Genomic DNA, 22,758 nt, shown 5'->3' with positions numbered 1-22,758 from the left:
TTCCGTCTTATCTTTCTTTTCTTCTACGGTTTCCGGCAATATCCTCTACCTCCCCCCTCAGCCAGCTCTGTACAAGCTTGGCTGCTATCTGGGGATTCTGGTCCACAAAATCCCCTATGTTCTGTTTCAGCTTCAGGCTGTGCTGCATCCTGAGGTTAAGGATTTCCTCATTGCGTTCCATCTCAGCATTCTCTGCCTGCATCTGGATACCGGCTTCCGTATTAAGGACATTGACAGGAACTTCCGTCTCCGCCCCACCGGCCTCTTCCCCTACAGCGTAAAGATTGGGTGAATCCACATACTCATCCGTCTTTTTGCGGCGGCGCCTTTTCTCCATGAGCAGCAATAAAAGAAGCAGAAGGATTAAAACCCCGCCAGCTATCATGGCTATGATGATGGGAAGGGGCAGACTTTTATCCAGCGTCCCCGGCTGATCCGGCGGGACAATGACCGGCACCACTTCCTGGGACGGCGCCCTGACAATGGTGATGCTCTGACTGGCCTGGTCCCGTGGAATACCCGCGGAATCGGCCACCAGGTTAATCAGCTGGTTATTGGTCACCGTAGTGGTATCATCTGTATTGATCACAATGCCCACCGTCGCATTTTCCAGCACCCCGGGGTCCACCTGACGCTGTTCCTTTACCGAATCGTAAAGCCATTCCCTGGTGGCGCTGCTGTTGCTGTAGCTGTCTGCTATGGCCTGGGTATCAGCCTGATTGGTATAACGCGGTGTATCCGCATTGGCATCTGCTCCAGCCACGCCTCCAGCCCCCTGGTCCGATGCCGCCGAATTCTCATTCAGCGTGTCTTCCCTGTTCAGAAGTCCTGTTTTATCCTGCTCATTTATCTTCTCCGGCGTACTGTACCGGGTATTCTCCTGTATCAGACGCTCCATATTCAGGGTTCCCTTTACCGATACAGCCACATTGCCCTGTCCGTACAGCTTTTCCAGAACGCGGCGCACATTGATGCTGATATTATTCTCAATCAGTCCGGTCAGGGCCGCCAGGTCCTTGGCGCTTCCAAAGGCATCCTCCCCTGTACTGCTCCCCCCCACTTCCATCATTGTATCCGCATCAAAAACAGCCACATTGGTGAAATTCAGTCCTCTCACCGACCTGGCTATCAGATTCTTAATTGCCGATGCCTTGCTGTCATTCAGACTCTGTCCTGCCGCCATGGTAACAACCACGGAAGCGGAGGCATCCATGTTCGTATTATCCTGAAGGGCATACTTCTGTTCCGCTGCCTCAGCAATAGTCACCTTGGCATCCTGTACCCCTTCAAACAGGCGTATCTGCGCTCCCAGCCTGTCCTGTAAGTCATATAAGGTATACTGCTTCTTATCTGACTCCGTTGTCATGAGCCCTGCATTACTGCGGTACATATCATATGTAAAACCGCTTTTAGGATATCCCTTGGCGAGAAGCTCAGCCCTGGTCTGGTCTGCCCCTGCCGCAGGAACGCGGATTGCCCCATCTTTATCATTAAACCGGTAGTCAATCCCCTCTTCCTGTAAAAGAGCGACCACCTCCTGGGCTTCCTCCTTGTTAAGGCCTGTAAACAGGGTGCTGTAATCCGTGCTCGTACCCAATTTAAGAACCAACACCGCAATAATGGCAATTGCAGCAGTCCCTCCTGCAATTGCCATAAGCATTTTTTTTGAATTGTCTGATAGATTCTGCCAGTAGTCTTTTAATTTTTGCATGATAATCCAGCCTTTTACTTTTGTTTATATGAAAAATCAGACATTCATCTTCATCAGCTCGCTGTATGATTCCATGGCCTTATTCCGCAGGGATATCATCACCTCAAGGCTCAGCGCGGCTTTTGCCTCTGCTATGGGAAGTGAATGCGCGTCATCCAGTTGTCCTGTGGCCAGAAGATATTGTTTCTTCTCCACATCCCTTTGTGTGGAATAAACCTGACCGACCACATTATGAAGGACATCCCTGAATATAGGTGTCTCTGACGAATAGCCTGCGCCCCCTTTTACATCAGGTGACTTCTGTATTGGTTCCCACGCTTTCATTAACGTAATAAACGATGTACCTGTTTCCATATCCGCTTCCCTTCCCCTTTTATCCAGTATTCCTAAAATGCCTTTGCAGCATTCCGCAGACGCGTGATTTCATTATTAATGGAACTGACCATATGCTGATACTCATAGGCGGCGCGGACCAGCTCCACCTGCTCCTGATCCATGTCCACGCTGTTGCCATCCAAACGGCTGGATTCGGCCCAAGTTGTCTCAAGTCTGGCCTTGGTTCCTTCGATAGCCTTGGAAACCGCGGATGGGGCATTGGGACTTTTTTCCACGCCCTGGAACTTACGTATCAGTTCGTCTTCAAATGAGACATGCTGTGACTTGAATCCAGGCGTATCGTCATTCGCTATATTATTAAGTGTTATACTCTGTCTGGCCCACAAAAAATCCAGCACCTTTTCCGTAAGTGCGATTCCATTTCCATATAATCCTGACATCTTTAAAACTTCCTTTTCCGTAAAAATAGACCGGGTTTTCAGGCCTCATGATTTCCCTGCCTGTTTTCCATTTGTGCCCAGTGCTTTTTTCTTGCATTCTTTTCCGCGATATCTGCCACATAAACCATCATTAGAAGATATCGCTGATTGATAGGTGCAAGCTGCCTGAAAATCATAGCCATTTCTTCAGACCTTGTCTTTTGCATATTATTCATATCACTCCTTAAAACGGTTCTTAACAGATATGTTTTATTTTCTTTGTTATATTATAATATCACCAAATTAATAAAAAATCAATTAAGATATGACATGATTATTAAAAAAATCTATTCTTTTTATATCTATGAGAAATCTGTTACCTGAAAATAAAAGGATATGAGCACAAAATAAAAATAGAATATGAATATTTATAAGCCTTGAATTTTATAAAACCTATGATATGATAATATAAAATAATCGTTTAAAATGTATTACATTGAAGCAATGCTGGTTGCTCCGTCAACTGTTTGTAAATAAAAAATTATAAATGTGTATCTTAAAATCATATTTGGTATGTTCAAATTTGCTTTTTAGGTTTATCATAGGAATATGCTCCCCCTGCTTGGTGGAAGAATTTTCCATGCGGATGAGAACAGTAAGACGCCAGGCAGAATTAGCTATATGTAATATAGAAATGAGGTAAATTTGTGCTTCAGCGTTTAAAGCAGGTAAGAAAGGCCCTTGGGTACACACAGACAGAATTTGCAAAATATTTGGGAATAACTCAGACTTCCTATTCCATGATTGAAAACGGCATACGACCTTTATCCGACACGTATGTCCGGATTATCTGTATCACATTCAATGTATCTGAACAATATTTGGTACGTGGACAAGGGGAAATGTTTGTATCCTCTCCTCATAAAAAGGAACTTTTAGATTTATTCTCCCAACTGCTGCCTGACACACAGGACTACCTCCTTGTCATGGCAAAAGAACTTCTGCATATGCAGCAGAAAATGCTGGACTACAGAAATCCGCAGGCGGATGACAACGACGGGAACGATTCTTAAGATTTTTAATCTAAATGATTCATGCATTTATTCATGATATATCTTTCACACGTTACAATACCGTTGCAGGCCAACAAGCACACTCCCAACCGTATGAACGGACCAGGGAAAGCTTTACTTTTCATTTTACAGTCAGGAAAAGGCCGCAACTTTAAGTGGCGGCCTGGGTACTTCTCAAAACTTCTTAAATTGTCTCTTCTTGCAGAATCCCCATCATATGTGCGTGTATCTTTTTTCCTCAGGTCCACTCATAATAACTGCCGGCTGATGACCTCCTTTATTTTTGACGAGCTGGTGCCTTCCGTATAGGGAAAAAACACCATTTCCGCACCATGGTTTTCTAAAAACTGCTTATCAGCCAGCCAGTCCGGATTGTCCGCATAATCGCTGCCTGAAAATTGGGCATCAAACCGGTACAGACGGTAAGCATCCCTGGTTGTGTTATAATCTAACGGGATTTCAACTGCTTCATCCACGTATCTGCAGGCACGTACCAGTTCTATACGTTCACTAAATGGAATGAAGGGATCCGTCTTCTTGTTCCTGCGTACCCCTTCATCCGTCACAACGCCGACAATCAGGTAATCACACTGTTCCTTAGCACGTTTAAACATATTTAGATGACCGATATGATAAAGGTCAAATACACCTGCAATATAACCGATGTGATATTTTTTCCCAGTTACTTCACCTGTTCCTGTACCGCCCGGTGAGCCATTTGGCTCCATATCAGGTTCCACAAAATCCGACTTCCTTCTGCCAGTTATCCCAATGCCAGGGATTCCTGCAGGTCTGCGCTGGTACTCTGCTTCCGTATCATAAACAGCATAATTAACAGTCCCCATCAGCTTAAGCTGTTTCATGACGCCTACATAATTTTTGATGCATATGATTATCTTATACTGATATGGTTCCAGTTGTGTTATGGTTTCAGGAGAAACAATGGGGATTCCATTTAAATCCTGCCCCCACTTTTCCTGATTATTATCCAATATGGCAGATATGGTATAATCATTTTTATAATATGCAGTAAACTGTTTTGCAAAATTACCCGAACCGAACAGGAACAGTTTCTTATTTTCCAATCCGCTGAAAATATCTATGAATATCCGCTTATATTCTGATGCAGAATAATTCATGCGCTGCCGGTTGGAGTTCACAATGCCGTCATTCCTCCGGTACTTCTCATGGAAGCTGCGAAGCTGCCTCTCGTTGCGCAGCCGTGCCGTAAACTTCCAGACTTTCCTTCTCCATACATCAATATGCTCCTCCAATCCGTAACGCTTCAGGAAAAACTCCGCCGGCAGGATATATGGCATCCGTGCATCCCCCTGGTATGTCAGATCCACCAGTCTTGTCAGCAGCACCTTCACCGGCAGGTTTTCTTCCATGAATTCCTGGTCAAAAAACAGGAAAGTGTCATTTTCATAAAAACTGTTCAGCGGAACCAGGTCCAGGAACCCATGTTCCAGGCAGATTTCCATGCCAAGGTCATCCCTGTCCGTACCGTCCTCCCCAAGCTCCTTTTTTTCCTCATCCAGCAGTTCAGATACCTTTACATGACGCTGAATCAAATTGGAGGATTGAAGAATCAGGTCCCGGAATTCATCCATTTTTTCAACGAACCGGTCAATATCACTATAAAACAGTTTCCTCAGATACAGGGACCCGGCCTCACACGGCACAAAGGGCATCACACAGCTTCCATGATCCAATCCCAGCTTTACGACCTGGATTCCCCGGCTTTCCAGTTCCTTGTGGTGTGCATGCAGTACCTGCAGCCTTTTTATCCCCTCTGGATATAAAGGTTTCTTTTCCACCTGACCGTTATCTTTTACAATGGTTGCCAGTGCACTTTCTTTTCCACGGTCCACGGATAATGTCACCTGATCCGCATCCGAGCATACCCCGTCTAAGGAACACTCAATCAAATAAGAATTCGCCATCTGATGGAACATCCCATTTTCACTAAGGGAAGTGTAAAGATACTCCTCTTCCAAAAATACCGTATCCGGATTGTGGTACATGGGAAACAGGCGCATCCCCAGCTCCTCCATAGGCAGGATTTTTTCACTAAAAAGGAGCTGTGGGGCCTCCAGCTTCGGCAGTACGGAAAAATATTTATTATGGGAAAAACCACTGTCCCCCAGCATCTGCTCCCATTCGAATCTTGCATACATCCTGCCCATCATATCCTGCTTATCTTCCATGCGGATTCTGCGGTAGTTTTCTATGCCGTCAAAACTGCGGTTGGTATAGATATCCTGCTCCCCGCAGAAATAACACAGCCCCAAACGGTTATTCACCCCCAGCAGCAAGGTCCCATCCTCTGACAGGAGCATGCGCCAGGCTGTCAGCACCTTTTTTGGATCATCGGCCTGCTCCAGACATTGGACGGCCATGATGTAAGCAAAGCTTCCCAAGTGTCCGGACAGGAATGTCTCCGACACGGACCCTTCCATGCCCAGACAGGATACATCCCTGCCCTGCGCCTTTAATGAACGGGACAGATGGTCCTCCCCACCGGATATGTAAAGGATACGCCCAGGCTTCTCAAAGCCGTACCAGCTTAAAAGGGCTGTGGGCATATCCGCAATGATCTGATTAATGTCTGCTTTTTCTTCCATTCATATCCTCCCTGACCAAAAGATGTATCCTATTGATTGTTTTTAATAACATGCCAATAAATGCTATCTTCTTTCCGGCTATCTGTTTTCCAACTGATTTTATATGACAGCTTTTGTACATAGGATCCACTGGTCAGTCTCCTATACTCCATGTCATCAAATTCATCCTGCAGATGTCTCCCCAATTCAAGTGCAGTTTCATTATTATTAGGAATATTCATCAAATCATCCTGCACTCCAGAAAATGTATTACAACATATGGCAATCAGGTAATCTATCATGAAATAATACCGTATACTGTCATACACCGAATAGTAATAATTAAAAGCATCTGACACAAACCGGAACAATAAATGACCGGGGGTCGCGGAGATGAACCAATCTGCCCAGACTGTTTTTGTACAGTACTGTGTCTCAGGAAGGGTCCTGGTGTATATAGGAAAATCAAAAACCTTGACTGGCAAATCCCCCGTAAGAAGCAGTGTTGAATCAAACCAGATTCCACCAAACTTATATAACAGGTTAACCCTTATAATATCAGACAATGTAGTCAGCGTAATACTTCCTCTCTCCACTTTTTCAAGTATATAGTCCGGCAGTGCAATATACTGTCCAAAATTATCCCTGGTGATGATTACAAGAGGAATCCCCTCTGGAAGATTCTTCCTCTGGCTGTTCCAACATGCTTTCACAAGTTCTGGTGCCTCATCTTCCCCTTGCCACCAGCAGCTCCATGCCCTCACGCAGAAATCCCCCGGTCTTGCACGGGAAGAATTCAGTTCCTTATAATTTCCATCCCTATGCTTCTCCAGGAATTCAGACAAAAAGGGTTCAATACTTGCATAAACCTCCTGATATGGTTTTCTCTGAAACATATCAAAGTCAATTGAAACGATTCGGCTTCCACTACCTTCCAAACACCCGTATACTGAATCAAAATAACGCTTTCCCAAGGTCAGCAGCACATCATGCTGTGGGGTTAGAATATGACCGTCATATTTTTTTACAGGAATCCCCATTACATCTGACGGGTTTCCCTTCATGTCAAGTACCAGGATGCATTCAATCCTCTTTATGTAGCTATGATTCATCATGAGCAGTTCTGTCAGAAACTGATTAAGGTAAAAACCTGCACCATATAAAACAATGGGCCTGTCTGATTCAAATATCTTAATCAAATCAGCTGCTTCGGATATTCCAAACATTATTCTCTCCTCATATGCTGTATATAGATTTTTCCGCAACTCCCAGATTAATGAGCTGCTTCTTCATTTCCGACCCATATATACTGCTTGCCACAACAAATACGGCTTCCCCATATTTCCTAACCGCTTCACCTGGAGACAGAAGAGGTATTCCAAATATCTGTCTACTGCCCTCCCTGCGGTTGTCAGCAAAACAGCACACAAACCGTTGAAAGGTATTCAGGTATCTACGGTAAACCGTCTCACCATGTTTCCCTGCGCCAAAGATAACCACCTGCTTGATTCGTATGATGCTTTGATACAAATTCTGAAAATGCTCCATCTTCTGCACATAGGCCCTATATTCCTGATCCAGCTGTCCCAAATACTCCTGCCTGTGTTCTAAAATCCACCACGAAGCATAGGGATATCTATCCTCGCTGTAATCCGGGATGTTATCAATATCCCTTTCTAATTCTTCCATATATCGTTCAAAAAGGGCCATCCTGCCTAATCCCTGAAGCCGGTGGATATTTCCATGAAAATCACAATATTTCCAATAGTATTTCTGTTCCCATACTTCTTTTTCCGTAATACTCCTTTTTCTCAATTCCTCTTCCAGATAATCATGTTCATCCGCAATCACTACCGTTTTCGATTGGTCTTTCATGGAAGATCCCGGGTTATCCATACGGTATTGATACACAGGTATATCCGTATGATAACATGTATCCGCCAGGATACTGAGTAAAAAGCGGAAGGACATATCCTGGAAGGACGCGCCTGGAGACTCATTCAGACGGATATGGTTTCGTTTTATGAATTCGCTTCTATAAAGGCCTGTCCAGTAGCGGTCCATGATTTCATAGTTCTTTGGACATTTATGGTTATGTATAAGGCGATGGTATGGCTGGAGACAATACATTGTGTGGGGAATGAATATCCTTACATCCCCGATATCAAAAAAATAACGATATTCCCCATTAACAAAATCAGGAGAATATCTTTCGGTAATTTTATGAAGTTCCTCCAGCATATAAGGCTCCAGCAGATCATCGGACTCCACCACCGCTATATATTCTCCCACGGCAGAATCCATCCCGATATTTATCTTGTGCCCATAGCTGGTATTGTTGTCATTTATGATTCTGATTCTGGTATCTTTTGCTGCATATTCCCGCAGTATTTCCGGAGAGGAATCTGAACTGCCGCCGTCAATACATAAAATCTCAAAATCTTTAAAAGTTTGGTTCACAACGCTGTCCAGGCATTCCCGAAGGTATGCCTCTGCGTTGTGGATGGTTATGATTACTGATACTGAAATGATTTTCTTATCCATATTACTGTCCTTCAACTATAACATTCTCCTTGTTATTCCATAATCTTTTCCAACAACCTCTCCTTACCCCAGAAGCAAAACCGGCAGCTCTTTCATCTTATATGGATGCATTGTCAGCCAGACTGTCAGCATGCGCTCTGCAAAAAAACCTATTACCCTTTTACTATATGCATCATATTTGTCTACCTCGATTTTTTCAGCTGCCTCTATCAAAAATGAAAAAAGCCATTGACAGTACTCATTAAAAATCTCCCTTTTCATCACAAACATATTCAGTAATATCCCTTTATGCCCATTCATTACATCGTCAAATACCGTAACATATGCTGGCTGCCTTTCCAACATAATGTTTCTCAATATTGTCCTCCCATTTTCAAAGGCATCCTTATCAATCGAATTCTGAATTATTTCCATGCATGTACAAAATTCACTTCTTACAGCCATGGGCACAATCATGTCATACTCCTGCATAATGGCATGGATGTGATGGCTATCCAGGAAGTTTCCTGAATTCATAATATCATCGTTATAAAAATATCTGCGATAATGATTTATACCTACATATGGTGAACATGTATTTTTCCATATCCAATAAATTGCAGTGCATTCATTTATCTTTATATTTAAATGTGATATATTATCCCCCACAGATTCAGACAGAAAATCATCATTTTTATATGCATTGCCTACACAAATTGGAATGTAGGGCTTATCTTGTATAACACCATATTTTTTGTGGGTAACCACATAGATTGGGGAATCCATATCTTTTTTCACCATATCTGTACAATCAAGAATCCAAATTTGCCCATCCACAGTAGAAAAATGCTTTAATTCCCCATATTGCTCTATCTGCTGATTTAAATCTCCCTGTTTCTTCTGATTCTTAAAGTATGGAAGGACTATCATAATATGCTTTACCTTCCAACGGAGTTCATTCAGCACCGCGCCTATATCCTGTTCAGACCATATGAGCGCCAAATCATATTTATCTTTACAAGCTCCAAGTGTCCGATAACACGTGCCATATATCAGATCATAACATGGGTATATCGTTTCTCCGATTCCATCTATGTGTAAATCAATATCTGATAATTCCTCTTTGGAAAAAAGATATTCAGGGATTACCAACATTCCTATATCAAGCACACTCAAGATATTATTATTTTTAATATATTTTCTTAGGATGTCTAGGGATACATCTCCAAACATATACTTTGGTGAGATAAGGAGTTTCCAGGAAATAATTTTTTCTTTCGGAACCAGAAATTCCCCCAGCAAGCGTCCCTTTATCTGCTCATAAAACTTTTCAGAACCAATAGCTACATAGTCAAATTCCAGATTTACAATTTCCGTTGGAGGAATGACGGGCACACCGAAAAACTGCTCCCCCGGTACAGCCTTCATATCTACAACTGCTATGATAGATTTCCAATTTATCAGTGAGGCATTCTTTTGAAGCACACTACCTTTTCCATATATGATAATTCTTTCTGTATCCATAAACTCGTCCCTATTATCTCATGGTTTATATATTGCTACAGTACAGCATCCTTTGGTTGTAAAAAAATCACATTATCCAGCATCCCTAGCTGCTTTAGTTTGTTTGAAACTTCTCCGCGATATTTTTCAGTAACCGCTGCTATGATTACGGCATGTTCTAAGCCTGTTAATTCATCAATCTGTTCAATCTTTATACCCAATACATTGTCTGGATTTATATGCTTATTAGAAACAGCAACAACATCTGCCTCAATATTTTCCAAACGCAGCAAATGGATTACTTCTATTCCGACTCTTCCCGCACCATATACAATTACCTTCTCAGCAGTTTTTATGTACTTTAACTGAGCGCTTGATAAATAAGAAGATTTAATATGAGCGCAATCATCTGAGGTCAACATAGTAAACATAAATTGTTCTGCGGGCCCGCCATAAGATATTGTATTAACCTCCGGGAAATAACATCTCATATACCTAAACTGATGGAATAACATTTTCAAATATCTGCCAAGCGCTTCATTTACCTCTGCCGAAAATGTGTTACTATACCAAAAATTCCATAACTCTATGAGCACAATAAAACAAGATTCCATTCTATTAGCAGACAACTTCGACATTATAGAGCCATCCCGTCTTCTGTATATATATAATTCCTGTTCAAGATATGATACCTGTCTGGCTTTCATCGCACAAATAACGGAAAAGAGAGCATCCTCATGCACTATCCCTTCATAGAAATACAGATTATTCTCATCTATAAACTTTTTTAAGAACAGTTGACGCCATACTTCAACTATTATCTGATCATTTTGGTACAGTTTAACAAACAATTCCTGTCCTGTGTATGTCCCTTCATATTTATAATGTTTTTTTTGCGGACCCCCTTTCTCTTTCGCCCACTGTCCTTCATTTTTTACCATCATATTAAAATAGATGATATCTGTATCATACCGGTCCGCCTCTTCTGACAGTTTCTTAAGTGCCCCTTGGCACAGAATATCATCTGAATCCACAAACAAAATATATTTCCCTGAAGCATTCCTGATACCGCAATTTCTGCTGAAGGACAGTCCTCTATTAACGGAATTATTTATTAATCTAATCTTTTTATTCATTTTTATAAAGTCCTGTAGAATTACCAAGGAATTATCTGTCGATGCATCATTAACGCAGATGACTTCATAATCATCATAGTTTTGTGTCAAAATACTTTCCAAACAATCCCCTAAAAATGGTTCTACGTTATATACAGGAACAACAATTGAAAATTTCATGATTCCTCCGTTTTATTTCGCCTATTATGGACTTCCAACGAAAAATCGTTCAGCATAGCTGCGGCACTCATACATTTTTCTTCCATCTATGTTTTCCCGTGACAGATAATGCTTAGTTACCATAATATATTTTCCAAATAATTCTCTCTCTTTCGATTTTCATCTCATTAACCAGATTATCTGTAATCTGACACGCAGCCTTTTCATTTTCTACCGCAATTACAATATAATCATATTCCTTAATGTTCCTTATGACTTCTACACCTTCAACTTCTAAATCTTCATATTGTCTGCAATTTTTATCTACCCATGCCACAATATTGGCATAAGTCAATTCCTTGATTTGTTTATAATATGCTTGTCCAACTGCCCCTGCACCGTACAGAATAATACTTTGATTAGCTTTAACTTGATTAAACGGGAATAAATACATCCTCTTTGGATAATTTCCATATTTTCTGAGCCTGCCTCTAATCTCACTAACCAACATATAGTCTAATTGCTTAACAAATAAGGGAACATCGCCCATGCGTTCTTTCAGATAATGATAAAGTATTAGTATTTTATCAAAAAATAAATCATCTTCATAATATGGTGCAACTTCACATCTGTTTCTTTGCCGATGATAATATAATCCGCAATCTGTAATCATAAGACTTTCAGCTTCTAACATCAACGGATATATTACAGCCATATCATCTCCGTACGATACATTAATCTTCTGTACCGCTCTTAGCTGTGATAAAAGAAGATTTCTTTTGAAAATTTTATTACAAAGAGATGGGTCCAATCCAAACCGTGTCCTGTCGTAATCCCATATCATAGATGGTAAAATCTCGCTTGCCAATCTCCCAATTCCATATTCTCCAACGGTATATTTATCTTTTGACTCCACTATACAATCATCTGAAAAATATCTTGTAATTACAAAAGAAATGACATCTATATCTTGTTCCATATAGACAGCAATCTTTTCATAGAGGTCTTTAGCAATCCAATCATCCGCATCCACAAATGTTATGTACTTACACATAAGCATTTTAACGCCTTGGTATCTTGCTGCAAGTTTTCCTTGATTTTTCTGATGTATCACATGTATCCTACTGTCTCTTTCTGCGTACTTATCGCATATCGTTCCACTTCCATCAGTTGACCCATCATCCACCAGTACAATTTCCATATTGCCATACGTTTGGCCTATAATGCTGGAAATACACTTATCCAAATACTTTTCCGCATTATAAACAGGAACTACCACTCCTAACTTTAACATTCTATTCTGCTCCCTAACTTTAACATTCTTCAAAAACATCTATCCCTAAAATAATTACCTGATGCATAGCTTTTCCATTTTGGGAACCGCAAATAAAACTGTATCTGTATCATCTAAATAGTAATGTCTTAAGTAAAAAGTATAGCTCGGATTGAACTGTCTAATTAAAGCCGGGATTTTAAATATATCATCTCTTTTATGGTATACAGAAATTCCCAGTTTAGGAGATTGCTCTTTAATCACTTTTTCAACCCCTTTGAGCGCGTCGAACTCTGCTCCTTCTATATCCATCTTAATAAATGTAATCTTTGAAATCTTGCCGCTTTTTACATCTTCATCAATGGATGTCACATTAATTACTGCCGTTCCTCTCTGATCAATCTTTGATGCCACCGTTCCCTCTTCGTTGAAAAAGAGTTGATCCACACCACTCCAATTCCCTTTCGGAATAATAATATATTTATTTTGAGTCAAATTTCTTTTCAAATTTTCTTCACATTTTCGGACATTCTGAGTGTCAGGCTCATAACAAATGATTTTTTCATATCTTCCTTGACACCAGTTTGAAAATTGCACGGATGTCATACCATCATAAGCTCCGCAATCTACAAAAACCTCGTCATCTGCATGCGGAAGCTGTTCCAGACTAAAATACTGTGAATCCCGAAAATCGTTCCACATTTTCCCAAAATTAATTATGTCCTCCTTCTCGTATCCTACTTCTAATAAACTCTTTTGAATCTCCTCAAAACCCTCCCTATTTGCAACAACAATTACTGCATCCGGATAATTTTTTTTAGCAGCTTCTGTATTATATATTTTAATTCCTTTATACTCTGCATTTGATTCATATTCAGAGGAATTATCTATAATCGCATCCCATTTTTCACCAAAATCCACCAGAATCCTACCACGTATTCCAATTCCATATAATAAAATAGGCTTTTTATTTCTGCATCCATCTAATAAACACTGCAAATCTTTCCATACAGAAAATTCATTCACCAATCTGTACTTATATTCATCCGCCCCTGTCAACGAATACATAATTCGTGTCTCATATATCTTCCTCGAAATATCATCACCCATCATTTTATATACTTCAGAACACTCTCCAATCCACTTTTCCATGATTCTCCCTCTTAAGATTTGTTTAAAAATACATTTTTGGCTCTCTGAAAATATCTGTCTTTATTCTTCTTCAAATTCTCCTTGTTTTTCAATCTATCCTCCACCCATGAAGCATCATAATGGTGAATTGAAACCGTATTCCGTGTCACACCACTTCCAATTCTTCGAAACCCTATAGGTGACAGTACCTCTGAAGGATATACCGTAACATTCTCCATCCTCTGAAACGTATTATTTATTTGTATGCCTTCCTCAGACAATACTTGTGTTTGGTAAACCGGACTCGCAGTTGGATTTCCACAACGTATATCAAAAATCAAATCGTCATACATATCCAACATCCTTTTTATTAACCCATGGCCTTTAACTGCACCAAATCCTAATCCTAAATTCACATAATGATTATCCTCAAACCCACAATACATTTCATTCTTTCTCAATACATCTAACGATTTTATTAATTCCACATCTGTGTCTAAATAAATCCCCCCATGGTTATAAATAATATCTAATCTTGCAAAGTCCGGAACAAATCCCCATTTTTGAGCATCATATGCATCCTTCATGTACCTATTTTGGGCGACATCATAATTACTTTCATCCCATCGAATTATCTTATAATCGGGGCAATATTTTTTCCAGCTATCAATACATTTTTGTAGATTTCCCGGAATCTCAGTCCCCCCAAACCAGCAGTAATGTATTATTTTATCAATTTCAGAAGCAGAATCTGTTGTGAGATTAAATGTTTGTCCCTGATACCCATCATCTATTATGTATTCTATAAAACAAATCTTATCATTAAACAGGGCATATTGATCTAAAGTCCCTACTATTTCCATGCAATCATACAGATTAGTTATGATTAGAATAAAATCATCACATTGATTATTACTAATGAAATATTCCATACTATAGATTGGTATATCTTTATCAAGGTATTCCATCTTTTCGTTTACTTTATTTTGGTCGATAACACACAGTATATTATTAATATTCTCTTCCGATACCCAATATTTCAAAAACTTCAAGAAGCGCTTTCCAGCCCCAAAACATACAAATTTTCGATTTTTGACTTGGTCTGCAAAATCTTTTTTTCCGCAATGTATTAAATCGACCATCCTTGTATTCTCCATCTGTAGTAAAATAAAATCACTGAATTTTTTTATTCATATTCCCTATACTATTAAGTTTCTTTTATCGATTGCATAAATCACTGTATCAGTCACCCCAACTGTATAATGTCTCAAATAAAACCTATATCCCGGATTCATTTCAAGTAATAGTTCCGGCAACTTCCATATATCAGAACGCTTATGATAAATACTAATAGCTAATATTGGATGTTGTTCAATTATTGTTTTCATTGCTCCCCTAAGAGCCCTTTCCTCATAACCTTCTATATCCATCTTTATAAATCCAACACTTTGCTTCTCTACAATTGTATCTAAAGGAACTGTTTTTACTTCGACATTTCCACTCTCGGAAAATTTAGAGTTTGATGTACTTATTTGATTAAACTTTTTAACTTCTTTTTTGTCCGATAATCCTACATTAATTACAGATACATTTTTATAAGCCTGCAAGATTTTCTTGCAGATATTATAGTTTGTTGCATCTGCTTCAATAGCAATTACTGGTGCATTAATATTTCCGGTTCGTTTGAAATAGTTTATGGTATCTGCGCCATCATAACATCCCACATCAATAAACGCACCTTTAATTTCTTTCACATTCCGCAGTATCGCATCATCAAAATAAATATTTTGTCCAGCAATAGAATCATATTCTCTTAAAATAATAATATTTTTTTCTGAAACACCTTCATTTACTAAATCATTTTTTATATCATAGGGGTTCATTGTATTTGATATCACAATACTTTTATCAGAAAGATTATTACACTCATTAATTCCTAAAATTGGGAGCCCATTTAATATTCCTCTCCTATATCGATCAATATACCCCTTCCAATTCTTCTCCGGGAAAAGTTGGACAAGACGGGTACCTTTAATACCGGCACCATATATTAACGCCCCCTGCCCATCCCCAACCAAACAATCACCAAACTCCCCAGACCCACACCAATCAATACCTGTTCCATTAAAAAAACCAACTTCATTAATAACCGAATCTAATTTTTCAGAAAATTGTCTACCTGCATCAGTTTTTGCTAAAATTTTCGAGATATATTTATAATCCTTTGTAAGGCTATACATCATTCTACAAGAAAAAATATATTGGGACTTTTCATCTAACAAAGCATGATATATCCGCTCTATCCTGCTCTCAAAGCTTTTATTATCCACTTTTTCATCACAAGGAAAGCATCTTCGTACATCCATAATCCTAATCTCCTATTTGTCAATTTTGTAATCGTGGAAAAATAGCAATACCTTTAATTCGAGCTTTTTTTAGCAGCAATTGTGGCTCTGAAATATATTTATCACAAATCCATCTGATTTTTCTATCAGACACACCAAATTCAATTAGTTCTCTCTTTATATCATTGACTTTTGAAGCCCATAATACAGATATTACAATATAATCAAAATCAAACTCTTTAATGGCGTCGGGTGAGATAACTGGCAAATTACTTTGCAGATTTTTGTGATTCTTATCAACCCATATTACATTCATCCCCTGCTGTTTTACTAAATAGTCATATATATATATTCCTGTTGCACCAGCTCCATATAATACAATTTTCTTATTTCCCTCAATACCGCCAAACGGAGTAAGTATGTTCCCATCCTTTGTATCATCAAATACATAGATTGCTTTCATCAGCAAAAGATACATCGCAACATACTCCATTTGTTTATCTATGCGGGATGCCTTTTTTGCAGCAGAAAAACGTTCAATCCATCCAGGATAACATCTCCTGACTATTTCGGCTATATCCCTTCTTATGGTATATTTATATGAATTATTTCTTACTCTATAGTGATAAAATGCCTCGTATGTAATGCAAATTGATTTTGCATCCACAATACATGGAAGGGAACACATTAAATCATCCAATAAATGTGCAGTTAATTCAGGTAACATCTGGTACTTCCTTATTAATTCCCTTTCGAATATTTTATTCCATAAACTGGCGGTTATTCCATATTCAAAAAACTCCCCCCCATACAACACATAAGGTTCAATTTCCCTTTCAAAATCTTCCCCTATATAAACTCCTTCTTTTTGCCTTGATGTCCTGACATAAGTATAATCGCCTGCTGTATCTATTATTCCTGACTCTATAACGCTTACCTTATGCTTTTCAGCTAAGTATACCAGCCTCTCAAACATTTGTGGTTCAACCCAATCATCGCCGTCCACATACCCCACATATTTACCTGTAGCAGCCATAACTCCCGCTTTACGGGCACTATCTAACCCCCCATTCGTTTTGTGAATCACTTTTATCCTTTTATCTATTCTCGCATATTCATCACAAATAAAAGGGCAGTTATCGTCAGAGCCGTCATCAATCAGGAGTATCTCCAACCTCTTATATGTTTGACTGATAATGCTGTCAATGCATTGCCGCAAATATTCTTCAACTCTATAAATTGGAACAATAATGCTAAGTAATACATCCATAAACACGTTCCTCTTCTTTCTATGAATTTATAAATACTTACGGAAATAATTTGCTGCACTTTCATCAAATGTAAACTGTATCTTCTTTTCCGGCAGTCCATTAATCAATGCAGTAAGCTTTTCAATGTTTATGTTTTCTTCTGAAATAGTCTTAATTATCTGCGCTACATTCTTCATAGACTCTAGCGGCCAATTATATCTGGCGATTTCCTGAGTTCCCAAGCGTATTCCATAACCAGAAAACAACTCCTTACTTTTTTTATTTAAAGTAATCCCATATTTTACACTATTATCAAAAATACAATCCATTGTTTTCTTATCTGTCCGTATAAATACCTGGTGTGTTCTGGAATATCTGCCATCTTTTTTGGCAACATCCATTCCCAATTCCCATAAACTTCTGCCAAGTTCATTCGCCAATGCCACAATATGTTCCTGATAAGCATGACCAAAATTTTCAAACTCTACCAATGTAAATAACAGGCTTACCTTTTGATGCATCTGAGTATGCCTGATATAAATCGGATTAATTGTTGTCTCCAATCTTTCATGCAGGAAATCATTGTTCGTCATGATAAGTCCACATGCTGGTCCGGGGAAGGTCTTATGCGTGCCACCAAACATAACTATATTGTCAGTTATATTCAATGGATTATCAATCAGTCCTGCTCCAATAAGTCCCAGCATCTGACTTACATCATATAAAAGGACGGTCTGTCTCAAATTAATTTTTCCGATGTCTAAAGGACTTATAATATCAGATGGCGCCAAAAGTATATAATCAGTTTTCTCTTCTGATAATATATAATTAAGTTTCGTATAATCTAAATCAAAGTTCTTATAATCATATGGCACTTCCTTAACAACCAGGCCTAACCTCTCACAAATCGGTTTCACCGATGCGTGTCCACCACTTGCGCTCCCTAAAATCATGACACTGTCACCGTTCTTCGCCAACGACATCAAAACAATCATCAGACAATTCATTCCTGTCAGGGTTCTGGAATCTGTATATTTTGCTCCAAAGATTGTCTGGCATTCTTCAGAAATCATTTCATAAAATGGTAAGAGATAGGTACTTCCGATAAAATTATTATCCTCTAGATATGAATATGTATTACCTACAATATAGCGTTCCTGAAAGCCCATGGATAAAGGCATGTTCCCAAAATCAGAAATGACATTTTCCGCAGCACATAAAGGCAGTGTATCATGATAATAGGTTGTAAAGCTCTCAGTAATATTAACTAATTCCTGTAGCTTATCATCATATCTGCGTATTTCAGTCACCTCAAGATTATCGTCAATTTTGCATATGTACTTTCTCTGTTCAAAAGAAAATGTGAATCCTTTACTTAGGTCTTCTTTTGTGATAGGTGTAAATTTTGATAAGTTCTTCTCTGCCGTATTTAAAGCCGTTGCAATTTTTCGCATCAGGGATGATCCGGAATCTGACAAATAAACTTCATCAAAATCTCTTAATTCCTCCAAATAATCAAACTCGTAAATAATATTATTATCAACCCGCTTTGCGTACATATATAGCTCGGACAAATGTTCATCCTGAATATCTGCCCAAAACTTGTTTACTGTCTCTGGTCTGTCAAATTCATCGGTAAGGATTTTAATGAAATTATCTGAAAACCGCTTGTTAAAATAAGCATAGCCCAGAGTTACCCATGAGTCTGCCACACCATATCGCGTTTCCAGAATCCTGTCATAAGCATCCGTTTTGATGCCTCTTTCTTCCGTTTTTCCTTCTTTGTAGATTGTGCAATAATATGCATCATAAGCATATTTTTGGAAGATATTTTTGTTAAAGTATAGATCCGAAGATGTTATGATGGTGTTGCCCAGCCTCTCCCTTGCAGCCCACACACTTGCATGGTTGTTCCGAATTTTAAAATCATTTGTTTCGATAATATTTACTCCATATTTTTGTTGAAGATAGACAAACTGTTCCTTCATAAATCCCACAACCACAGTAATATCATTTATGCCAACCTCGTGAAGCTGACGGATTTGCCGCTCAATCATCACCTCTCCCTTTACGGGTAGAATACCCTTGGGTTTCTCAAAACATAAAGGAACAAACCTTGAAGAAACACCTGCTGCCAAAATTATGGCATTTGTTACCCTATGATTCTGTAAATAATCCTTTCCTTTCGTTGTAAGGATTCCATTCTCTATATATCCTTCCTGAATCAAATTAGCCAGTTCTGTATCTATTATGGAATAAGGCTTATAAAGTTCCTTAGCAATCTCTCTGCTATTCCATTGCTCTCCATTTTCCATATACATTAATAAATCAAACATTATCTTATTCATTTGTTATACCCCCAGCAAAAGGAAATTCTATTTTTGAAACAGGATGTACTTTTCGTTTTTCAATGGGAGGCAGCGACATGAAATCCCCATACAAAAAATGCAAATACTCTTCTTTTTTTCTGCTGCCTTTTAAGATTACATTTTCAAAAGGTATATCGATTGTATCTTCATACCATTCCCTCTTATAACCATAGCTTTTATTACATGCCGGGAATGTCAGACATTTTACCCAATTTGACATTTTTTTATTTCTATATCTTACATATTTACGGTAACTATATTTAAGTCTTTTTTCCGGTATCTTTGCCATAATCCAATACAGATATTTTTTTATTCCTCTTTCCGTCTCCATTCCAATCTTTGACCAAAAAAATTTTCTATATATAAAACTTATGAAATTGCATATACTTCTTATATAATAATTATCCGGAACATTATCACATACAAATATATCCATGAAAATTCCTTGCTCATATGGCATATGCTCTTGATTCAATCGAATAAAACTTGAATTATTTCGGCGCAGTTTTCCATACCCCCATCGGTATCCAGGGGTATTATCCATATCTTGAAAATAAAATTTGTCTTTATTTAATTCTTTGTTTACAACTGACCTGAATTTCTCATATTCAAAGCGAACCATGATAACATCTGCATCATCATCCCATGGGATAAATCCCCCGTGCCGCACCGCTCCCAAAAGTGTACCGCCATCGATGCTGTATATAATACCATGCTTTCGGCAAATCCTATCAAATTCCACTAATAATTCCAATTCTATACCCTGTAACCGTTTTAATTCTGTCTCTGTCAACACATGTCTCTGGTTTTCCGTTTTAAGCATCCAATGTTACCACCTTAGTTTTATGCTTATTCTTTATTAGCTTGTAGGACTACCGGCTTTTAGAGGGCTTCCACACCATCCATCACGCACTTTGCTGAATGGAACCCCATATGTTAAATCCGAAGACAGATTACAGCATCTTCCTAAACACCCTGTTATTCTCCGAATCAGCCATCCATTCAAATAAATGTTTGATAATTACTGCCATCTGATGCCCTTCCTGGCTTGGGCTGATAAAATCTTCCAGCCTATATTTTTCTGAAGGTGTTAAATTTACGACAATATTATTCCAGCCCTGAAGGGACTCCTTATCCTGTTTCACATCAATCCTTACCGACCCTTCCAATCTTTTGGACACATTTATATAATTCTCCTGATTCCAAATAATAAAATCGCCTTGTTCACAGTCTAAATTCCATCTGTGTAACCCCTGATATAATTCGTACACCGCGTTATTACTAATGTGCTTTAAAGAAAGACAACCTCCAGGCTTTAAAACACACAAGCATTGAAGGATACTCATGAATGGATCAATGCAGTGGTCTAACGCATTATCCACCAGGATGATATCTGCATATCCTTTTTTTAGGCTTTTTGACAGGAACTCAAACAATCCAAACCTAATCTCCGGGGCTTTATCCGCATACTTTTGATTTATCTGGTTATAAAATGGGGCAAGTGGATCTATCGACAGCAGTTCCACTCCCCCACCCCCAGGAAGCTCCATGCCATATTGAGGTACTAACCCACAGCCAACATCAATAACAATGTCGTTTTCTTTAACAATTGACATTACCCTATCACATGAAAACTGTTCAGCCCGCATTTGACCGGCATAACTTCCCTTCTGTTTTTTCGCCACCTCATTGCACCAAAAACCCACTTCTTCCATCAGGTTATCAACCCATACTGCTATCTGTCCTTCATAATCAATTTCATATTTATTTGGAAGCCCTTTGTTTTTAATGTATTCCCTATATTCTCTTGCGATGTCTCTTTGATTCATGGTCCGGTTTTCTGTTAAGCCGTATTCTTCCATCCCTCTTTTTATCTCATTAACTGCTTCAGTATGTATCACCCCTATGATGACAATCGCTTCCGGATGGTCTTTCATGTAGCGCACAAACTTTTCTTCTGTATAAACCTCTATTCCATTTATATACGTTTGCTGTATATCTGCATTGATATCATAAAATGCGGTTATATGGAATCCGTCCAATTCACGACATACCTCCAATAGTATCTTCCCATACGTTCCGGCTCCCCATATAACCGCTTCCCGCTTCTTATCCATGACGCCCGCCTCCTGCTTATTTATAATTTATCCAAGGTATTCCTCCGGCTCATTCAGGAACACATCCGTAATCCCCTGCGCCTCAAGCCTCATTAAATCCAGCCTTGTACCCGTAGGCCGCTCCGGGTACAGATGCCCTGACATCCATGCCCGCACCCTATACCCCTTTAGTTCCTCTGCCGGCAGATCCATTGACCTCCAGAATGGGTGCAACGCCTTGGCCCCGCACCCGCCCTTCAGCTTATACAGACAGTCCGATGCCTTTGTATCCAATATTCCAAGCTCCGCGTCCGGATCAAGCATCCTGATTTTTTCCAGTGACCTGGCATAAAAGGTTGAATATATGACCGCGCCCGTTAAGCCCCTTTTACGCGCCATAGCCACAATCTTTTCTTCCATGCCCTCATATGGACAGATACTGTTCTTCAATTCAATATTAAGCTTCAGTCCAGCTCTCAGACGGTCTTCCAACAGGTCAAATACTTCCTCCATTGTCGGTATTGCCTGGCAAGGGAGAGGCCCCGCGTCTATCCTCAGCCTCTTTAATTGCGCCAATGTATAATCCCGGATATATCCGGTTCCATCCGTGGTGCGGTCTGCCCTCTCATCATGGACCACAACCATCTGACCATCCTTTGTAAGCTGGATATCCAGCTCGATACCTTCCAGGTTTTTCAGTCCCGCTGCCTTTTCAAACGCAAGTATCGTATTTTCCGGATAATTCTGGCTGCAGCCCCTATGCGCCCATATCTTCAATGCCTCTTCCCTCCCGCCATCATAAAACGCTCCCTTATATCCACCGTTGCAACGGCGTCACGGAACCTCTGG

General features: G+C 39.4%; 19 protein-coding genes. 1 reads left to right on the top strand and 18 read right to left on the bottom strand.

Annotation, left to right across the window (positions count from 1 at the left end; translation table 11 throughout):
• Window positions 1-7 precede the first annotated feature (7 nt).
• The 4 genes from MCJ35_RS06055 to MCJ35_RS06040 are packed head-to-tail and all read right to left on the bottom strand — an operon-like array spanning window position 8 to window position 2,693.
• Window positions 8-1,711 carry a flagellar M-ring protein FliF C-terminal domain-containing protein gene (locus MCJ35_RS06055; RefSeq protein WP_025482486.1) on the bottom strand — a complete coding sequence of 568 codons (1,704 nt, stop codon included), beginning with the start codon at window positions 1,709-1,711 and terminating at the stop codon, window positions 8-10.
• A gap of 36 nt (window positions 1,712-1,747) precedes the next feature.
• Window positions 1,748-2,065, bottom strand: coding sequence for a flagellar hook-basal body complex protein FliE (fliE, locus tag MCJ35_RS06050; RefSeq protein ID WP_025482488.1), 318 nt, complete (start codon window positions 2,063-2,065; stop codon window positions 1,748-1,750).
• Window positions 2,066-2,097: 32 nt separating this feature from the next.
• The gene (gene flgB / locus MCJ35_RS06045) at window positions 2,098-2,487 is read right to left on the bottom strand and encodes a flagellar basal body rod protein FlgB (RefSeq protein WP_025482489.1); all 390 of its coding nucleotides are present in this window, start codon (window positions 2,485-2,487) and stop codon (window positions 2,098-2,100) included.
• A 38-nt stretch (window positions 2,488-2,525) separates the two neighbouring features.
• Window positions 2,526-2,693 carry a hypothetical protein gene (locus MCJ35_RS06040; RefSeq protein WP_162158507.1) on the bottom strand — a complete coding sequence of 56 codons (168 nt, stop codon included), beginning with the start codon at window positions 2,691-2,693 and terminating at the stop codon, window positions 2,526-2,528.
• A gap of 480 nt (window positions 2,694-3,173) precedes the next feature.
• Here MCJ35_RS06040 and MCJ35_RS06035 point away from each other — a divergent pair, with 480 nt between their 5' ends.
• A complete protein-coding gene (locus tag MCJ35_RS06035) occupies window positions 3,174-3,539 on the top strand; it encodes a helix-turn-helix domain-containing protein (protein WP_025482491.1) in 366 nt (121 codons plus the stop codon).
• Window positions 3,540-3,787: 248 nt separating this feature from the next.
• Here the strand turns inward: MCJ35_RS06035 and MCJ35_RS06030 are convergent, their stop codons facing one another.
• From MCJ35_RS06030 to MCJ35_RS05965, 14 genes are all read right to left on the bottom strand, one after another.
• Entirely contained in the window at window positions 3,788-6,166 is a 2,379-nt protein-coding gene (locus MCJ35_RS06030) for an FAD synthase family protein (protein WP_025482492.1), read from the bottom strand.
• Window positions 6,167-6,195: 29 nt separating this feature from the next.
• Window positions 6,196-7,371, bottom strand: coding sequence for a capsular polysaccharide synthesis protein (locus MCJ35_RS06025; RefSeq protein ID WP_025482493.1), 1,176 nt, complete (start codon window positions 7,369-7,371; stop codon window positions 6,196-6,198).
• 10 nt (window positions 7,372-7,381) lie between these two features.
• Window positions 7,382-8,704, bottom strand: coding sequence for a glycosyltransferase (locus tag MCJ35_RS06020; RefSeq protein ID WP_025482494.1), 1,323 nt, complete (start codon window positions 8,702-8,704; stop codon window positions 7,382-7,384).
• Between the two features lie 48 nt (window positions 8,705-8,752).
• Window positions 8,753-10,192 carry a DUF4422 domain-containing protein gene (locus tag MCJ35_RS06015; protein ID WP_081739018.1) on the bottom strand — a complete coding sequence of 480 codons (1,440 nt, stop codon included), beginning with the start codon at window positions 10,190-10,192 and terminating at the stop codon, window positions 8,753-8,755.
• 35 nt (window positions 10,193-10,227) lie between these two features.
• Window positions 10,228-11,466, bottom strand: a complete 1,239-nt coding sequence (locus MCJ35_RS06010) for a glycosyltransferase family 2 protein (RefSeq protein ID WP_025482497.1) — start codon at window positions 11,464-11,466, stop codon at window positions 10,228-10,230.
• Window positions 11,467-11,578: 112 nt separating this feature from the next.
• The gene (locus MCJ35_RS06005; RefSeq protein WP_162158508.1) at window positions 11,579-12,739 is read right to left on the bottom strand and encodes a glycosyltransferase family 2 protein; all 1,161 of its coding nucleotides are present in this window, start codon (window positions 12,737-12,739) and stop codon (window positions 11,579-11,581) included.
• Between the two features lie 54 nt (window positions 12,740-12,793).
• Entirely contained in the window at window positions 12,794-13,870 is a 1,077-nt protein-coding gene (locus tag MCJ35_RS06000; protein ID WP_025482499.1) for an FkbM family methyltransferase, read from the bottom strand.
• An 11-nt stretch (window positions 13,871-13,881) separates the two neighbouring features.
• Window positions 13,882-14,991, bottom strand: a complete 1,110-nt coding sequence (locus tag MCJ35_RS05995) for a glycosyltransferase family 32 protein (protein WP_051400540.1) — start codon at window positions 14,989-14,991, stop codon at window positions 13,882-13,884.
• A 57-nt stretch (window positions 14,992-15,048) separates the two neighbouring features.
• Window positions 15,049-16,215, bottom strand: a complete 1,167-nt coding sequence (locus tag MCJ35_RS05990) for an FkbM family methyltransferase (RefSeq protein ID WP_240299397.1) — start codon at window positions 16,213-16,215, stop codon at window positions 15,049-15,051.
• Between the two features lie 19 nt (window positions 16,216-16,234).
• Complete coding sequence (locus MCJ35_RS05985; RefSeq protein ID WP_240299396.1) at window positions 16,235-17,464, bottom strand: glycosyltransferase; 1,230 nt, start codon at window positions 17,462-17,464, stop codon at window positions 16,235-16,237.
• Between the two features lie 27 nt (window positions 17,465-17,491).
• A complete protein-coding gene (locus MCJ35_RS05980; RefSeq protein ID WP_051400542.1) occupies window positions 17,492-19,792 on the bottom strand; it encodes an NTP transferase domain-containing protein in 2,301 nt (766 codons plus the stop codon).
• Window positions 19,785-20,636, bottom strand: a complete 852-nt coding sequence (locus MCJ35_RS05975) for a LicD family protein (RefSeq protein ID WP_025482506.1) — start codon at window positions 20,634-20,636, stop codon at window positions 19,785-19,787. The genes MCJ35_RS05980 and MCJ35_RS05975 overlap by 8 nt, the downstream gene beginning before the upstream one ends.
• Window positions 20,637-20,766: 130 nt before the next feature.
• On the bottom strand, window positions 20,767-21,930 hold the full coding sequence (locus MCJ35_RS05970; protein ID WP_025482507.1) for a methyltransferase domain-containing protein: 1,164 nt from the start codon (window positions 21,928-21,930) through the stop codon (window positions 20,767-20,769).
• Between the two features lie 27 nt (window positions 21,931-21,957).
• A complete protein-coding gene (locus MCJ35_RS05965; protein WP_025482510.1) occupies window positions 21,958-22,686 on the bottom strand; it encodes a glycerophosphodiester phosphodiesterase family protein in 729 nt (242 codons plus the stop codon).
• Window positions 22,687-22,758: the final 72 nt, after the last annotated feature.

The sequence above is a fragment of the Enterocloster sp. OA13 genome (assembly GCF_022440595.1).
GTDB lineage: Bacteria > Bacillota > Clostridia > Lachnospirales > Lachnospiraceae > Enterocloster > Enterocloster hominis.
The sequence above is the reverse complement of the archived record's forward strand: the minus strand, read 5'-3'. Positions and strand labels throughout refer to the sequence as shown.

Bases quoted from the DNA above. Each gene is read 5' to 3' on its own strand.
- MCJ35_RS06055 (WP_025482486.1), bottom strand. From the start codon at position 1,711: ATGCAAAAATTAAAAGACTACTGGCAGAATCTATCAGACAATTCAAAA.
- fliE (WP_025482488.1), bottom strand. From the start codon at position 2,065: ATGGAAACAGGTACATCGTTTATTACGTTAATGAAAGCGTGGGAACCA.
- flgB (WP_025482489.1), bottom strand. From the start codon at position 2,487: ATGTCAGGATTATATGGAAATGGAATCGCACTTACGGAAAAGGTGCTG.
- MCJ35_RS06040 (WP_162158507.1), bottom strand. From the start codon at position 2,693: ATGCAAAAGACAAGGTCTGAAGAAATGGCTATGATTTTCAGGCAGCTT.
- MCJ35_RS06030 (WP_025482492.1), bottom strand. From the start codon at position 6,166: ATGGAAGAAAAAGCAGACATTAATCAGATCATTGCGGATATGCCCACA.
- MCJ35_RS06025 (WP_025482493.1), bottom strand. From the start codon at position 7,371: ATGTTTGGAATATCCGAAGCAGCTGATTTGATTAAGATATTTGAATCA.
- MCJ35_RS06015 (WP_081739018.1), bottom strand. From the start codon at position 10,192: ATGGATACAGAAAGAATTATCATATATGGAAAAGGTAGTGTGCTTCAA.
- MCJ35_RS06010 (WP_025482497.1), bottom strand. From the start codon at position 11,466: ATGAAATTTTCAATTGTTGTTCCTGTATATAACGTAGAACCATTTTTA.
- MCJ35_RS06005 (WP_162158508.1), bottom strand. From the start codon at position 12,739: ATGTTAAAGTTAGGAGTGGTAGTTCCTGTTTATAATGCGGAAAAGTAT.
- MCJ35_RS06000 (WP_025482499.1), bottom strand. From the start codon at position 13,870: ATGGAAAAGTGGATTGGAGAGTGTTCTGAAGTATATAAAATGATGGGT.
- MCJ35_RS05995 (WP_051400540.1), bottom strand. From the start codon at position 14,991: ATGGTCGATTTAATACATTGCGGAAAAAAAGATTTTGCAGACCAAGTC.
- MCJ35_RS05990 (WP_240299397.1), bottom strand. From the start codon at position 16,215: ATGGATGTACGAAGATGCTTTCCTTGTGATGAAAAAGTGGATAATAAA.
- MCJ35_RS05985 (WP_240299396.1), bottom strand. From the start codon at position 17,464: ATGGATGTATTACTTAGCATTATTGTTCCAATTTATAGAGTTGAAGAA.
- MCJ35_RS05980 (WP_051400542.1), bottom strand. From the start codon at position 19,792: ATGAATAAGATAATGTTTGATTTATTAATGTATATGGAAAATGGAGAG.
- MCJ35_RS05975 (WP_025482506.1), bottom strand. From the start codon at position 20,636: ATGCTTAAAACGGAAAACCAGAGACATGTGTTGACAGAGACAGAATTA.
- MCJ35_RS05970 (WP_025482507.1), bottom strand. From the start codon at position 21,930: ATGGATAAGAAGCGGGAAGCGGTTATATGGGGAGCCGGAACGTATGGG.